The organism is Pseudomonas sp. BF-R-26 (assembly GCF_019947395.1).
Lineage (GTDB): Bacteria > Pseudomonadota > Gammaproteobacteria > Pseudomonadales > Pseudomonadaceae > Aquipseudomonas > Aquipseudomonas farris.
Map to the genome: position 1 here is coordinate 123,857 of NZ_JAGYGK010000009.1, position 14,082 is coordinate 137,938.

A 14,082-nucleotide genomic window follows, 5' to 3' on the forward strand; every position below is an offset into this window, starting at 1 on the left:
GAAGCTAACATTCGATCCGCTTGGGCACCTGAGAATTCTGGCTATGAGGCGGATAGACGGCGCGACTCAAGGTCGCGCAGGTAAATCAGCCGCGGTGTCGAGACTCCACTGCCTTGCGCAGGGTGTCGATCAACGCCTGGATACGGGCGTGTTGCATTTTCATCGAAGCTTTGTTGACGATCAGCCGGGAGCTGATGTCGGCAATGAAATCCTGGGGTTCCAGGCCATTGGCACGCAGGGTGTTACCGGTGTCGACCACGTCGATGATCTTGTCCGCCAGACCGATCAGCGGCGCCAGCTCCATCGAGCCGTAAAGCTTGATGATGTCGACCTGACGGCCCTGCTCGGCGTAGTAACGCTTGGCGACGTTGACGAATTTGGTTGCCACCCGCAGACGGCCCTTGGGCTCGACATCGCCGACACGGCCGGCAGTCATCAGCTTGCAGAGGGCAATTCGCAGATCCAGAGGCTCGTACAGACCCTGGCCGCCATATTCCATCAGCACATCTTTACCGGCGACGCCGAGGTCCGCGGCACCATGCTCGACGTAGGTCGGCACATCGGTGGCGCGCACGATCAGCAGGCGCACATCGGCCTGGGTCGTGGGGATGATCAGCTTGCGGCTCTTGTCCGGATTCTCGGTCGGCACGATGCCCGCTTCAGCCAGAAGCGGCAGGGTGTCGTCAAGGATGCGGCCCTTGGACAGTGCGATGGTCAACATGGGAAACGTCAGTCCTTATCAGGCTACTGATGCCCGGTCGCAAACGGCGCCGGACACACATCGAGGGCGTCTCTCTAATGAAAAGACTACCCTCGACTTTAAACGAAACCAACGGGCGCGTCCCTGCACCCATGCAGCAGAAACTAGCCCGGTACGCGGCGGATTTTCGCGCCGAGCATCTGCAGTTTCTCTTCGATGCACTCGTAACCACGGTCGATGTGGTAGATGCGGTCGATCAGGGTATCGCCTTCGGCGATCAGCGCCGAGATCACCAGGCTGGCCGAAGCACGCAGGTCGGTGGCCATTACTGGCGCGCCCTTGAGCTTTTCGATGCCGGTGACGATGGCGGTGTTGCCTTCGACCTGGATATGAGCGCCCATGCGGTGCAGTTCGTATACGTGCATGAAGCGGTTTTCGAAGATCGTCTCGATCACCGCACCAGTGCCTTCGGCAATGGCGTTGAGGGAGATGAACTGCGCCTGCATGTCGGTCGGGAACGCCGGGTATGGAGCGGTCCGCACGTTAACGGCTTTTGGCCGCTTGCCGTGCATGTTCAGCTCGATCCAGTCTTCGCCGCAGGTGATTTCAGCACCCGATTCGCGGAGTTTTTCCAGAACGGCTTCGAGGATGGTCGGATCAGTGTCCTTGACCTTCACGCGACCGCCGGTCACCGCTGCCGCCACCAGGTAGGTGCCGGTTTCGATACGGTCAGGCATCACCTTGTAAGTGGTCGGGTGCAGACGCTCGACGCCATCGATGGTGATGGTATCGGTGCCGGCGCCAGTGATCTTGGCGCCCATGGCGTTCAGGAAGTTCGCCAGGTCGATGACCTCAGGCTCGCGAGCGGCGTTCGCCAGCACGCTACGGCCCTTGGCCAGAGCGGCCGCCATCATGATGTTTTCGGTACCGGTCACGCTGACGGTGTCGAAGAAGAAGTGCGCACCGCGCAGGCCACCCTCAGGGGCCTTGGCCTTGATGTAGCCGCCTTCAACGTCGATGACCGCGCCCATGGCCTCGAGGCCACGGATGTGCAGGTCGACCGGACGCGAACCGATGGCGCAACCGCCAGGCAGTGCGACTTCGGCTTCGCCGAAACGGGCAACCATCGGACCCAGTACCAGGATCGAGGCACGCATGGTTTTCACCAGTTCGTACGGCGCGATCAGGGTCTTGATGGTGCGCGGGTCGATTTCGACGCTGAGCTTCTCGTCGATCACCGGCTCGATGCCCATGCGACCGAACAGCTCGATCATGGTGGTGATGTCGTGCAGGTGCGGCAGGTTGGCAACGGTAACCGGGCCATCGCACAGCAGGGTTGCAGCCAGGATCGGCAGGGCAGAGTTCTTTGCCCCGGAGATGCGGATTTCGCCATCAAGACGAACGCCACCGGTAATAATCAATTTATCCATAAGAATCTCGACGCCCTTGGGCTCAGGTGCGCTCGGCCCAGGCCGCGCTGCTGAAAAATTTCATAGTGACCGCATGGATGCTGCCATCGGTGATCCATGGGTTCAAATGGGCATAGATCTGCTGCTGACGCTTCACCGGGCTCAACGCCGCCAGTTCATCGCTAATCACGTTCAGCTGAAAGTTGCAGCCTTCGCCCTCAACTTCTACCAGCGTTCCGGGCAGCTTTCCTTCAAGGAAGCTCTTCACTTCTACGGCCTGCATGCTCAACCTCAATCGGCGCCCTGTGCGCGCGGGTCGGACATCATACAAAAAAGCCCCGCGCCTGCGAACCCCGCGAAGCAGGACTCTGACGGGGGGCTTCTTTATAGATGCGGTTCAGGGATGCGCCAACAGCTCGGTCAATTCGCTGACCTGAGCGATTTCACGCATATCTTCGGGTATCGCACGAATGCTCAGGGTCTTACCGGCCGCCTGAGCATCGCGCATGAAGCACAGCAGCAGCGACAAGCCGACGCTGCTGGACTTCTCCACCGAGGAGCAATCAACCACCAGCGCAGCTGCGTTACTGGACTTGATCAGCGCCTGCCCCTGCTTGCGCAGGTTCGGGCCTGTCCGGTAATCCAGTACGCCACTGAGCAGCAGCTCGCCGGATTCGCTCATGCGAATGGCCGACTCACTCATTGGGTTTGGGTCTCGGTAGATTTCTCGGTGGTTTCCTTGGCTTTGGCGACTTCCCCGGCCCAACCGTTGATGGTTTTGTCCAGATCGTTGCCATTGCGCTGCATCGCATCAGCGAACTGATCGCGGAACAGCTTGCCGATATTGATGCCATTGATGATCACGTTGCGCAGCTTCCACTCGCCATTGATCTTTTCGAGTGTGTAAGACACAGGATAGATCGCGCCGCTGCTGCTTTTGACCGTCATGCCAACGCTGGTACGGTCTCCCGACTCATCCTTGGCAGGATCGACGACGATGCCCTGGTTGTCGTACTCAAGCAAAGCATTGCCATAGAACTGGAACAGGCCTTTTTTGAAGTTCTCGACAAACTTCTGCATCTGCTCGGGGGTCGCCTTGCGTGAATACTTGACCGTCATGATGCTCTTGGAAATACCTTCGGCATCCACCACAGGACCGACGATGGTATTCAGCGCCGTATAAAAGTCCTGCGGGTCCTGTTTGTACTTTTCTTTGTTCGCGGCAAGATCCGCCAACAACCGGGTGGTGGTGTCCTGTACCAGATCGTGGGCGGAAGACCCCGCCACGGCGTTAGCCATCAACGGCAAGGCCGCGAGTATTACCAACAGGCCACGTCGCAAGATAGAGATCATTCAAAAGCTCCTCATTTGGCGTCTTTGCTAACGGTATTGAGCAGAAATTTACCGATCAAGTCCTCGAGTACCAGTGACGACTGCGTGTCGTGGATGGTTCCACCCTCCTTGAGCAGGGTTTCCTCCCCGCCCACACTGATACCGATGTATTTCTCACCCAACAGGCCAGCGGTCAGGATAGAGGCAGTGGAGTCAGTCGGCAGATTATCTACGCGCTTTTCCAGTTGCATGGTCACCCGACCGGTGAAGCTGTCGCGGTCCAGATCGATCGCCGTGACCTTGCCGATGGTCACACCGGCCATGGTCACTTTAGCTCTGACCGTCAAACCGGCGATATTGTCGAAATATGCATAAAGTTTATAAGTTTCGGTGGTTGCGCTCGGGGACAGACCACTGACCCGCAACGCAAGCAACAGCAAAGCCAGGATGCCAGCCAGCAAGAAAAGGCCGACACCGATTTCCAGGGTGCGGTTTTGCATCAGAAATCTCCAAACATCAAGGCGGTCAAAATAAAGTCCAGGCCGAGTACAGCCAAAGAGGCATACACCACGGTCTTGGTAGTGGCACGACTGATCCCCTCGGAAGTGGGCTCGCAGTCATAGCCTTGGAATACGGCGATCCAGGTCACGACGAAGGCAAAAACGATGCTTTTGATAATACCGTTGAGCACATCGTCGACAAACGTCACGCTGTTTTGCATGTTCGACCAGTAGGAGCCGTCATAGACACCCAGCCAGTCGACAGCCACCCACGAACCGCCCCAGATACCCACCACGCTAAAAATCATCGTCAGCACCGGCAGGGAAATGAAGCCGGCCCACAGGCGCGGGGCAATGATGTACTTGAGCGGGTCGACCCCGATCATTTCCAGGCTGGATAATTGCTCGGTGGACTTCATGTTGCCGATTTCAGCGGTCAGGGCCGAACCCGCGCGACCGGCGAACAGCAAGGCCGTGACCACCGGCCCCAGTTCCCGCAACAGCGTCAGCGCAACCATCTGCCCGACGGCCTGCTCCGAACCGTAGCTGGACAGAATGTTAAAACCCTGCAGCGCCAGCACCATGCCGATGAACACCCCGGAGACCACGATGATCACCAGGGACATCACACCCACCGAATGCAGTTGCTTGACCAGCAGGCCAAAACCGCCGCCGATGCCGCCACGACCGAGCAAGGCATGAAACAGGAACAGCGCCGAACGCCCGAACACCGCCAGCACATCAATGCCGGCGAAGCCGAAGCGGCGTACTCTTTCTATTAATGAAATCTTGCGCATCAGCGCTTCCCCAGAAGATCTGCGCGGTAATCCGGCGCTGGAAAGTGGTATGCGACCGGGCCGTCGGGTTCGCCAGTCAAGAATTGACGAATACGTGGCTCATCCGATTTCATCAAATCCTTGGGTGTGCCCTGGCCCAACACTTGCCCGTCGCCCACCACAATGAGGTGGTCAGCGATGCTCGCGGTCTCGGCCAGGTCGTGGGAAACCACGATACTGGTGATGCCCAGCGCATCGTTGAGCAGGCGGATCAGGCGCACCAGTACGCCCATGGCGATCGGGTCCTGGCCGACAAAGGGCTCGTCATACATAAGGATTCGCGGATCGAGCGCAATTGCCCGGGCCAGCGCGACGCGACGTTTCATGCCGCCGGACAATTCGTCAGGCATCAGGTCGATGGCGCCACGCAAGCCCACTGCCTGCAATTTGAGCAAGACAATGTCGCGGATCATTTCTTCCGGCAGCTCGGTATGAACACGCAGCGGAAAGGCAACGTTCTCGAACACATCAAGATCGGTAAACAACGCGCCGCTCTGAAACAACACACCCATGTGCTTGCGCGCATCGAACAGATCGCTGCGCGACAACGTTGGCAGGTTCTGGCCGTTGACCCAGACTTCGCCGCTGGTAGGACGCAACTGTGCGCCTATCAGCCGCAACAGCGTGGTCTTGCCACACCCGGAAGGCCCCATGATGCCGGTGACCTTGCCGCGCGGTATGCGGATATCGACGTTATTGAAAATGCTGCGCGTACCGCGCTTGAAGGTCAGTCCCTTCAGCTCGACCGCGTAGGCGTTATCGGCACTCATCTAAACTCCTTGCGATGCAGCCTCTCACTCGGACGCCTGGCTTTCTGGCGAAAGCACATACCTCCCCCGGGCAGGCCGAACTGGCGGCGAACTATATCACTGCAAAGCTCAAGCGCCCAAGGCCCAAGCCGGGCATGTTCAGCAACATGACCGCCTGAAATCATCTATTTAGAGAGATTCGGTAACAAGTAATGACAAACCGCAACGAACTTGCGTGAGGGTTTTGATCATTACCGTTATAATCGCCGCCTTTTCATCAGGCTATTCGATTTCCGACATGAACCAATCCAGCGACCTGATTCAATCAGCACAACGTACCATCCGCCTCGAACTGGAAGCCGTACAAGGCTTATTGCCCCATATCGACGCAGATTTCGTACGCGCTTGCGAGATGATTCTGGCCAGCAAAGGCCGCGTGGTCGTGGTCGGCATGGGCAAATCGGGACATATCGGCAACAAGATTGCCGCCACCCTGGCCAGCACCGGCACCACGGCGTTTTTTGTGCATCCGGCCGAGGCCAGCCATGGCGACATGGGCATGATCACCCGTGATGACATCATATTGGCGCTGTCGAACTCCGGGTCCACCAACGAAATCGTCACCTTGCTGCCGCTGATCAAGCGCCAGGGCATTCAAATGATCAGCCTGACCGGTAACCCCGAGTCGCCGCTGGCCAAGGCAGCTGAAGTCAACCTCAATGTAAGCGTCGAACACGAAGCCTGCCCGCTGAATCTGGCACCTACCTCGTCGACCACCGCGGCGCTGGTCATGGGTGACGCCCTTGCCGTTGCCTTGCTTGAAGCTCGCGGTTTTACCGCTGAAGATTTCGCTTTTTCCCACCCGGGTGGTGCCCTTGGCCGCCGCTTGTTGCTGAAAGTGGAAAACGTCATGCATGCCGGCACCGAATTACCGCAAGTGACGTGCGGTACGCTGCTCAAGGATGCCTTGATGGAAATGACCCGTAAGGGGTTGGGCATGACCGTTGTACTGAGCACAGATGGAAAACTCGCCGGGATCTTCACCGACGGCGATCTGCGCCGCACTCTGGACCGCACCATTGATATCCACAGCACGACAATTGATGAAGTGATGACCGCCCACGGCAAGACCGCACGTGCCGAGATGCTCGCCGCCGAGGCGCTGAAAATCATGGAAGACCACAAGATCAACGCACTGGTAGTGGTCGACAGCGAAGACCGCCCGGTCGGCGCCTTGAACATGCACGATTTGCTGCGTGCGGGAGTAATGTAATGAGCACGGACCTGCTGCAACGCGGCAAACAGATCAAACTGGCGGTATTCGACGTCGACGGCGTACTGACCGATGGGCGCCTGTACTTCCTCGAAGACGGCAGCGAATTCAAGACTTTCAACACCCTCGACGGCCAGGGCATCAAGATGTTGATGGCAGCCGGCGTGCAGACCGCTATCATCAGCGGCCGCAAGACCCCGGTGGTTGAACGGCGTGCGAAGAACCTCGGCATTCCACACCTGTACCAGGGTCGCGAAGACAAACTGGTGGTGCTCGACGAACTTCTTGCCCAGCTCAACCTGAGCTATGAACAAGTGGCCTACCTTGGCGACGACCTGCCAGACCTGCCGGTGATTCGCCGTGTTGGCCTTGGCATGGCGGTGGCCAGCGCTGCCAGTTTCGTGCGCGAACACGCCCACGGCATCACCCAGGCCCGCGGTGGCGAGGGTGCTGCTCGCGAATTCTGCGAATTGATCCTGCGCGCCCAGGGCCGCCTCGATGCGGCCAACGCCGCGTACCTGTGAGCCCATCATGCTGAGCAAAAAGATTCGCAACATCCTGATGTTCGGTTGCATCGCAGCGATTTTTGCAGCGGTCGGCTACTGGAACATCAGCCCGGAACGCTTCCTCGACAAACCGGTGGTGAAGGTCGATGAAAGCGCGATCGACTATTACGCCGTCAACGCCCACAGCGTGCAGTACCTGCCCGACGGCAAACTGCAATACGAGATGACGTCGGACAAGGTTGAACACCTGAAAGCGACCGAAGTGACGTTGCTGACCAATCCTGACCTGAACATGTTCCGTGGCACCGAATTCCCCTGGCACGTCCAGAGCGAGCGCGGCGAAGTCAACCCGGACGGTACTCAAGTCGAGCTGATTGACTCGGTACGTATCACCCGTTTCGACGAAAAAAACCGCAAAACCCTGATTACCACCACCCGTATGACAGTGTTCCCGCAGCAGCAATATGCGCAGACCGATCAACCCGTTAGAATCGACGGCGCCGGCGGTGTATCGACAGGCAACGGAATGAAAGCGTACTTGAAAGAAAGCAGGATACACCTGCTATCGAACGTAAGAGGACAGTATGAGGCTCGTTAAAACTCTCCCTATTTTGCTCAGTCTGGGCGCAGCACTGGGAAGCGTGAGCGCCTGGGCTCTGCCGAACGATCAAGAGCAGCCTATCCGCATTCAGGCCGACGATGCCCAACTGGACGACAAGAATGGCGTTGCCACTTATAAAGGCGATGTAATCATTACGCAGGGCTCGATGAAGGTCACCGGTAACACCGTGACCATCACCCGCACCCCGGCCGGCGACATCGACGTGGTGACCTCGGTAGGCAACCTCGCCTACTTCGAGCAACTGCAAACGGCGGGCGACACCAAGCCTGTTCAGGGTTACGGAGTGACTATTCAGTACCACGCCTCGCAAAACCGCGTCGTGCTGATCGATCGCGCCAAAGTCATCGATAAAGACAACAACGTCACCCAAGGCGAGAAAATCGTCTACGACACGGTCAAAAAGCTTGCGAGCGCCGGTCGCGCCACGGGTAACAAGGTTACCGAGGCGCGTCCTCGCATCGACATGGTGATCCAGCCGAAGAAGAAAACTGACGAGCAAAAGGCCCAGTAATGGCAACTCTGAAAGCTCAGCATCTGGCCAAGAGCTACAAGAGCCGTCAGGTCGTGCGCGACGTCAGCCTGTCCATCGACAGCGGTCAGATCGTCGGCCTGCTTGGCCCTAACGGCGCCGGTAAAACCACCTGCTTCTACATGATTGTCGGCCTGGTACAGGCCGATCAGGGCCGCGTACTGATCGATGACCTGGATGTCAGCCACCAGCCGATGCACGGTCGTGCGAAGGCGGGTATCGGCTATCTTCCGCAAGAAGCGTCGATCTTCCGCAAATTGTCGGTGGCCGACAACATCATGGCCATCCTCGAGACCCGCAAGGAACTCGACAAGGCCGGTCGTCGCCAAGAGCTGGAAAGCCTGCTGCAGGAATTTCACATCCACCACATCCGCGACAACCTCGGCATGAGTCTGTCCGGTGGTGAACGCCGCCGCGTGGAAATTGCCCGGGCACTGGCCACCAATCCGAAATTCATCCTCCTCGACGAACCTTTCGCCGGTGTGGACCCGATTTCGGTGGGTGATATCAAGCAGATCATTCATCACCTCAAGGCCAAAGGCATTGGTGTGCTGATCACGGACCATAACGTCCGTGAAACCCTGGATATCTGCGAAACCGCCTACATCGTCAACGATGGTCAACTGATCGCTGAAGGTGACTCCGCCACCATCCTGGCCAATGAACTGGTCAAGGAAGTGTATCTGGGTCATGAGTTCCGCCTGTAAGCACTGAGGTGCCCGGGTCGCCGAGAGAGCGCTCACTTCAATAAAAAATCAATAAGTTTTTATTGTTACAGCGCTCTAGGCAAACACTTCAGTTTCGGGCATATAATTTGCTTATGTTTGGCGCTTCGGCGCCCTGTAGTGGATGGCGCATGTGCGCCGGCGAATAAGGTGTTAAGCCCCTGCCATGAAACCATCGCTAGTCTTGAGAATGGGCCAGCAGCTGACGATGACACCGCAGCTGCAACAGGCCATCCGCCTGCTCCAATTGTCGACCCTGGACCTGCAACAGGAAATCCAGGAGGCCCTGGAGTCCAATCCGATGCTCGAACGCCAGGAAGAAGGCGACGACTTCGATAATGCCGACCCCTTGGCCGATAGCGCCGAACAGAAACCCAACGCCGACATTCAGGAACCCTCCTACCAGGAAACCGCCCCAACGGTGGATAACCTCGAGGAAGGCGACTGGAATGAGCGCATTCCTAACGAATTGCCCGTCGACACGGCCTGGGAAGACGTCTACCAGACCAGCGCCAGCAGCCTGCCGAGCAACGATGACGACGAGTGGGATTTCACCACCCGCACATCGGTCGGTGAAAGCCTGCAAAGCCATTTGCTCTGGCAACTGAACCTCGCACCGATGTCCGACACCGATCGCCTGATCGCCGTGACCCTGATCGACTGCATCAACAATCAGGGCTACCTGGACGAAACCCTTGAGGAAATCCTCGAAGCCTTCGACCCGGAACTGGACATCGAACTGGACGAAATCGAAGCCGTCCTGCACCGCATTCAGCAATTCGAACCCGCTGGCATCGGCGCCCGCAATCTCGGCGAATGCCTGCTGCTGCAACTGCGCCAGCTGCCCGCCAAGACCCCTTGGCTGGCCGAGGCCAAGCGCCTGGTCACCGATTACATCGACCTGCTCGGCAGCCGCGACTACAGCCAGCTGATGCGCCGCATGAAGCTCAAGGAAGATGAACTGCGTCAGGTCATCGAATTGGTCCAGAGCCTCAACCCGCGCCCGGGCTCACAGATCGAGTCCACCGAAGCCGAATACGTCGTTCCCGACGTGATCGTGCGCAAGGACAACGAGCGCTGGCTGGTGGAGCTGAACCAGGAATCGGTGCCACGCCTGCGGGTCAACGCCCAATACGCCGGTTTCGTGCGCCGCGCCGATACCAGCGCCGACAACACCTTCATGCGTAATCAGTTGCAGGAAGCTCGCTGGTTCATCAAGAGCCTGCAAAGCCGCAATGAAACCCTGATGAAAGTCGCCACCCAGATCGTCGAGCATCAACGCGGCTTTCTAGAATACGGTGACGAAGCCATGAAGCCGTTGGTGCTGCACGACATCGCCGAAGCGGTGGGCATGCATGAATCGACGATTTCACGGGTGACCACGCAAAAATTCATGCATACCCCACGGGGCATCTATGAACTGAAATACTTTTTTTCCAGCCACGTCAGTACCTCCGAAGGCGGTGAATGCTCGTCCACGGCGATCCGCGCGATCATCAAAAAACTGGTTGCTGCGGAAAATCAGAAAAAGCCGTTGAGTGACAGCAAGATCGCTGGTTTACTGGAGGCACAAGGCATTCAGGTAGCCCGTCGCACCGTCGCCAAGTACCGCGAATCCCTGGGGATCGCGCCTTCCAGCGAACGGAAGCGGTTGATGTAGCCGCCGGGCTCGCCACAGCGTTCCAGTGGCAGGCATTTCTGCCTGCCGCTTTATGCACTGGCAACGAAGGAGAAGCTGTATGCAAGTCAACATCAGTGGACACCAACTGGAAGTGACCGAACCCCTGCGCACCTACATCGGCGAAAAACTCGACCGATTAGAGAGGCATTTCGACAAGATCACCAATGTGCAAGTCACGATGAACGTCGAAAAACTGCTGCAGAAGATCGAAGCCACGCTGCATATTCCCGGCGGAGAAGTGGTCGCCAATGCCGAGCATACGGACATGTATGCCGCCATCGACCTGCTGACCGACAAGCTGGATCGCCAACTTAAAAAGCATAAGGAAAAGACCCAGAGCCTCCTCCAGGGCGCGACCGGTCGTTAACACCCCCAATCCATGATCCGACTAGAAACCATCCTGACCCCCGGCCGTTCCCAAGTGAACGCGCCGGGTGGCAGTAAAAAGAAAGCCCTCGAGCAAATTGCCAACCTTATCCACCGCGAAGTACCGGATCTGGAAATGCAGGACGTATTCGAGGCCCTGATTGCCCGTGAGAAACTCGGTTCTACCGGTTTCGGCAACGGCATCGCCATCCCCCACTGCCGGCTTAAAGGCTGCACCTCGCCAATCAGTGCGCTGCTGCACCTGGAAGCCCCTATCGATTTCGACGCCATTGATGGCGCCCCGGTTGACCTGCTGTTCGTTCTGCTGGTCCCGGAAGCTGCCACCGATGCACACCTGGAATTGCTCCGTCAGATCGCCAGCATGCTGGATCGCAAGGAAGTGCGTGAGAAGCTGCGCAGCGCCCCGAGCAACGAAGCCTTGTATCAGGTTGTCCTGGACGAGCAAAACGGTCACTAATCATGCGCCTGATCATCGTCAGTGGCCGCTCCGGCTCAGGTAAAAGTACCGCCCTCGATGTGCTCGAGGACAACGGCTACTACTGCATCGACAACCTGCCTGCTGGTTTGCTGCCGGAACTGGCCGAACGCGCGCTGATTCACACCGAGCTGGCACAACCGCTGGTGGCCGTGTCCATTGATGCGCGCAACCTGCCGAGCCACCTGTCACGGTTCCCCGAATTGCTGGAAGAGGTCCGCAGCCGGCATATCCAGTGCGATGTGCTGTACCTGGACGCCGACGAAGAAACCTTGCTCAAACGCTTTTCGGAAACTCGCCGTCGTCACCCGCTGAGCAGCGCCAATCGCTCATTGGCGGAGGCGATACAGGACGAAACCAATCTGCTGGGGCCTATCGCCGATCTGGCCGACCTCAAGGTCAATACCACCAATCTGAACCTGTATCAGCTGCGCGATACCATCAAGCTGCGCCTGCTGAATCAGCCGGAACCGGGCACTGCGTTCCTGGTGGAATCTTTCGGGTTCAAGCGTGGCATGCCGGTGGACGCCGATCTGGTGTTCGACGTGCGCTGCCTGCCCAACCCTTACTGGAAGCCGGAGCTACGGGCACAGTCCGGGCTCGATCAACCGGTGGCCGAGTACCTGGCGGCACAGCCTGACGTCGAAGAGATGTTCCAGGACATTTCCTCGTACCTGCTCAAGTGGCTGCCCCGCTTTGCCGCCAGCAACCGTGCCTATGTCACCATTGCCATTGGCTGCACCGGCGGGCATCACCGCTCTGTCTACCTGACCGAACGTCTGGGTCAGGTCCTGCAAAAAACCCTGAAGAACGTCCAGGTCCGCCACCGCGACCTCAGCTAAAGGATTCACATCGCGATGCCTGCTCTGGAAATCGAAATCATCAACAAGCTGGGCCTGCATGCCCGCGCGTCTGCAAAATTCGTTGGCGTCGCCGGTGAGTTCAAGGATTGCACGATCAGAGTAGGACGCACTCCGGAATCCACGGTCGATGGCAAAAGCATCATGGCCATGATGATGCTCGCTGCAGGCAAGGGCACCAAAATCTATATCAGTACCGAAGGCGAAGACGAGCAAAGAGCGCTGGATGCGCTGACAGACTTGATCAACCGTTACTTCGACGAAGGCGAATAAACAGCGCAGGCTCTTGTGGCGAGGGAGCTTGCTCCCGCCGGGCTGCGAAGCGGCCCCAAAAACTGCCACCGTTGTACGCCAAACATAACCGCATTCGCTGATTTCACGACTGCTCCGCAGCCGAACGGGAGCAAGCTCCCTCGCCACAAAAGCACCTCTTCGCCAAGTTTGCACACCTCAAGCCAACGCTGTATCCATCACCATCATCAGACAAAACCCGATCAGCAGCCCAAGGCTTGCCAGTTTGTCGTGACCATGGCGACGCGATTCGGGAATGACTTCGTGAGTCACCACCAGCAGCATCGCACCGGCCGCTAGTGCCAGCCCTAAAGGCAACAGCAGTTCGGCCAGGCTAACCAGCCAGGCGCACAACAATGCGAAGACCGGCTCAACCAAACCTGACGCAGCACCGATCAGGAACGCCTTGACCCGCGACATCCCTGCTCCGGCCAACACCAACGCAATCACCAGCCCTTCCGGCACATCCTGCAACGCTATGCCCATGGCCAGGCTGTCGGCGTCAGGCATGCCACCGCCGGCCGAGACGCCGACCGCCATGCCTTCGGGGATGTTGTGGGCGATGATGGCAAACACAAACAACCAGATCCGCGGTGGAATCACCGATCGCTCCAGTGTCCCCACGAGCATTTCAGGCGTAGCGCCGGACACCTTGCGATCCACCAGAAACAGCCCGAATGCACCCAGCATGATGCCGAAGCTGATCAGGCCGCTGGCCGCCCAAGCCGTCAGGCCGAGGTTTTCGGCCGCGGCAATGCCCGGCACGATCAGCGAAAACGCCGTCGCCGCGAGCATTACCCCGGCCCCGAAACCGAGCAATATGTCGCTGACTACCTGAGGCATCTGCCGAATCACCAGCACCGGCACCGCGCCCAAAGCCGTGCCCAAGGCGCAAATCGCCCCGCCTTGCAGGGCACGCTGCAGTTTCGGTTCGAGGTCCAGCCAGCTCAGCCCTTGGGCAGCCAATAACGTCATGCCCGCCAGCAGTAACAGCGATCCCAGTGCGTAACGAAACATTCGTCCACTTCCGACCGCCAGTGTTTCAGTGCCCATAGTCAGCCCTGGATTGTTTTTATAGAGACTTAGGGGGCGTTCTCAACTAGTTCCCCCTCCGCGTTGTCGCCTTAAAGCGGGCCAGGCAAGGCGCAGGCCGCTGGGAATGGTTGTTCCCTTTCCTAGGCCTGCAACGCAGCCTGGCCCGCTTTAA

19 protein-coding genes are annotated in these 14,082 nt (G+C 58.3%); 10 read left to right on the plus strand and 9 right to left on the minus strand.

The window, feature by feature from the left end; genetic code table 11:
• Positions 1-85 precede the first annotated feature (85 nt).
• The 8 genes from hisG to KGB18_RS15320 form a co-directional block, all read right to left on the minus strand.
• Entirely contained in the window at positions 86-721 is a 636-nt protein-coding gene (gene hisG / locus KGB18_RS15285) for an ATP phosphoribosyltransferase (protein ID WP_007901570.1), read from the minus strand.
• Positions 722-864: 143 nt separating this feature from the next.
• Positions 865-2,130: a UDP-N-acetylglucosamine 1-carboxyvinyltransferase gene (gene murA, locus KGB18_RS15290; RefSeq protein WP_007901567.1), complete on the minus strand. Its 1,266-nt coding sequence runs from the start codon at positions 2,128-2,130 to the stop codon at positions 865-867.
• A 22-nt stretch (positions 2,131-2,152) separates the two neighbouring features.
• A complete protein-coding gene (locus KGB18_RS15295; protein ID WP_007912386.1) occupies positions 2,153-2,392 on the minus strand; it encodes a BolA family protein in 240 nt (79 codons plus the stop codon).
• Between the two features lie 114 nt (positions 2,393-2,506).
• Positions 2,507-2,812: a lipid asymmetry maintenance protein MlaB gene (locus KGB18_RS15300; protein WP_123720003.1), complete on the minus strand. Its 306-nt coding sequence runs from the start codon at positions 2,810-2,812 to the stop codon at positions 2,507-2,509.
• Complete coding sequence (locus tag KGB18_RS15305) at positions 2,809-3,462, minus strand: phospholipid-binding protein MlaC (RefSeq protein ID WP_123720004.1); 654 nt, start codon at positions 3,460-3,462, stop codon at positions 2,809-2,811. Before KGB18_RS15305 ends, KGB18_RS15300 begins: the two co-directional genes overlap by 4 nt.
• An 11-nt stretch (positions 3,463-3,473) precedes the next feature.
• Positions 3,474-3,941 (minus strand): outer membrane lipid asymmetry maintenance protein MlaD, encoded by a 468-nt coding sequence (mlaD, locus tag KGB18_RS15310; RefSeq protein ID WP_007901560.1) that lies wholly within the window; start codon positions 3,939-3,941, stop codon positions 3,474-3,476.
• Entirely contained in the window at positions 3,941-4,738 is a 798-nt protein-coding gene (gene mlaE / locus KGB18_RS15315; protein ID WP_123720005.1) for a lipid asymmetry maintenance ABC transporter permease subunit MlaE, read from the minus strand. Before mlaE ends, mlaD begins: the two co-directional genes overlap by 1 nt.
• The gene (locus KGB18_RS15320) at positions 4,738-5,547 is read right to left on the minus strand and encodes an ATP-binding cassette domain-containing protein (protein ID WP_038978972.1); all 810 of its coding nucleotides are present in this window, start codon (positions 5,545-5,547) and stop codon (positions 4,738-4,740) included. The genes mlaE and KGB18_RS15320 overlap by 1 nt, the downstream gene beginning before the upstream one ends.
• Positions 5,548-5,824: 277 nt before the next feature.
• On the opposite strand from KGB18_RS15320, the gene KGB18_RS15325 reads away from it, so the two are divergent.
• The 10 genes from KGB18_RS15325 to KGB18_RS15370 all read left to right on the plus strand — a co-directional run bounded on the left by KGB18_RS15325 (position 5,825) and on the right by KGB18_RS15370 (position 12,857).
• On the plus strand, positions 5,825-6,799 hold the full coding sequence (locus KGB18_RS15325; protein ID WP_123720006.1) for a KpsF/GutQ family sugar-phosphate isomerase: 975 nt from the start codon (positions 5,825-5,827) through the stop codon (positions 6,797-6,799).
• Positions 6,799-7,323, plus strand: a complete 525-nt coding sequence (locus tag KGB18_RS15330) for a KdsC family phosphatase (RefSeq protein WP_008008625.1) — start codon at positions 6,799-6,801, stop codon at positions 7,321-7,323. The genes KGB18_RS15325 and KGB18_RS15330 overlap by 1 nt, the downstream gene beginning before the upstream one ends.
• 7 nt (positions 7,324-7,330) lie before the next feature.
• Positions 7,331-7,903, plus strand: a complete 573-nt coding sequence (lptC, locus tag KGB18_RS15335; RefSeq protein ID WP_008008624.1) for an LPS export ABC transporter periplasmic protein LptC — start codon at positions 7,331-7,333, stop codon at positions 7,901-7,903.
• A complete protein-coding gene (lptA, locus tag KGB18_RS15340; protein ID WP_030128010.1) occupies positions 7,890-8,438 on the plus strand; it encodes a lipopolysaccharide transport periplasmic protein LptA in 549 nt (182 codons plus the stop codon). The genes lptC and lptA overlap by 14 nt, the downstream gene beginning before the upstream one ends.
• Positions 8,438-9,163: an LPS export ABC transporter ATP-binding protein gene (gene lptB / locus KGB18_RS15345; RefSeq protein WP_030128011.1), complete on the plus strand. Its 726-nt coding sequence runs from the start codon at positions 8,438-8,440 to the stop codon at positions 9,161-9,163. The genes lptA and lptB overlap by 1 nt, the downstream gene beginning before the upstream one ends.
• A gap of 184 nt (positions 9,164-9,347) precedes the next feature.
• Complete coding sequence (locus KGB18_RS15350; RefSeq protein WP_032835202.1) at positions 9,348-10,841, plus strand: RNA polymerase factor sigma-54; 1,494 nt, start codon at positions 9,348-9,350, stop codon at positions 10,839-10,841.
• 79 nt (positions 10,842-10,920) lie between these two features.
• The gene (gene hpf / locus KGB18_RS15355; protein ID WP_003178005.1) at positions 10,921-11,229 is read left to right on the plus strand and encodes a ribosome hibernation-promoting factor, HPF/YfiA family; all 309 of its coding nucleotides are present in this window, start codon (positions 10,921-10,923) and stop codon (positions 11,227-11,229) included.
• Between the two features lie 12 nt (positions 11,230-11,241).
• Positions 11,242-11,706 (plus strand): PTS IIA-like nitrogen regulatory protein PtsN, encoded by a 465-nt coding sequence (ptsN, locus tag KGB18_RS15360; RefSeq protein WP_007901530.1) that lies wholly within the window; start codon positions 11,242-11,244, stop codon positions 11,704-11,706.
• 2 nt (positions 11,707-11,708) lie between these two features.
• Complete coding sequence (rapZ, locus tag KGB18_RS15365; protein ID WP_123498993.1) at positions 11,709-12,566, plus strand: RNase adapter RapZ; 858 nt, start codon at positions 11,709-11,711, stop codon at positions 12,564-12,566.
• A 15-nt stretch (positions 12,567-12,581) separates the two neighbouring features.
• Positions 12,582-12,857 (plus strand): HPr family phosphocarrier protein, encoded by a 276-nt coding sequence (locus KGB18_RS15370; protein WP_008037392.1) that lies wholly within the window; start codon positions 12,582-12,584, stop codon positions 12,855-12,857.
• Positions 12,858-13,034: 177 nt separating this feature from the next.
• Here the strand turns inward: KGB18_RS15370 and KGB18_RS15375 are convergent, their stop codons facing one another.
• Positions 13,035-13,928 carry a ZIP family metal transporter gene (locus KGB18_RS15375; protein ID WP_123720007.1) on the minus strand — a complete coding sequence of 298 codons (894 nt, stop codon included), beginning with the start codon at positions 13,926-13,928 and terminating at the stop codon, positions 13,035-13,037.
• Between the last annotated feature and the right edge of the window lie 154 nt (positions 13,929-14,082).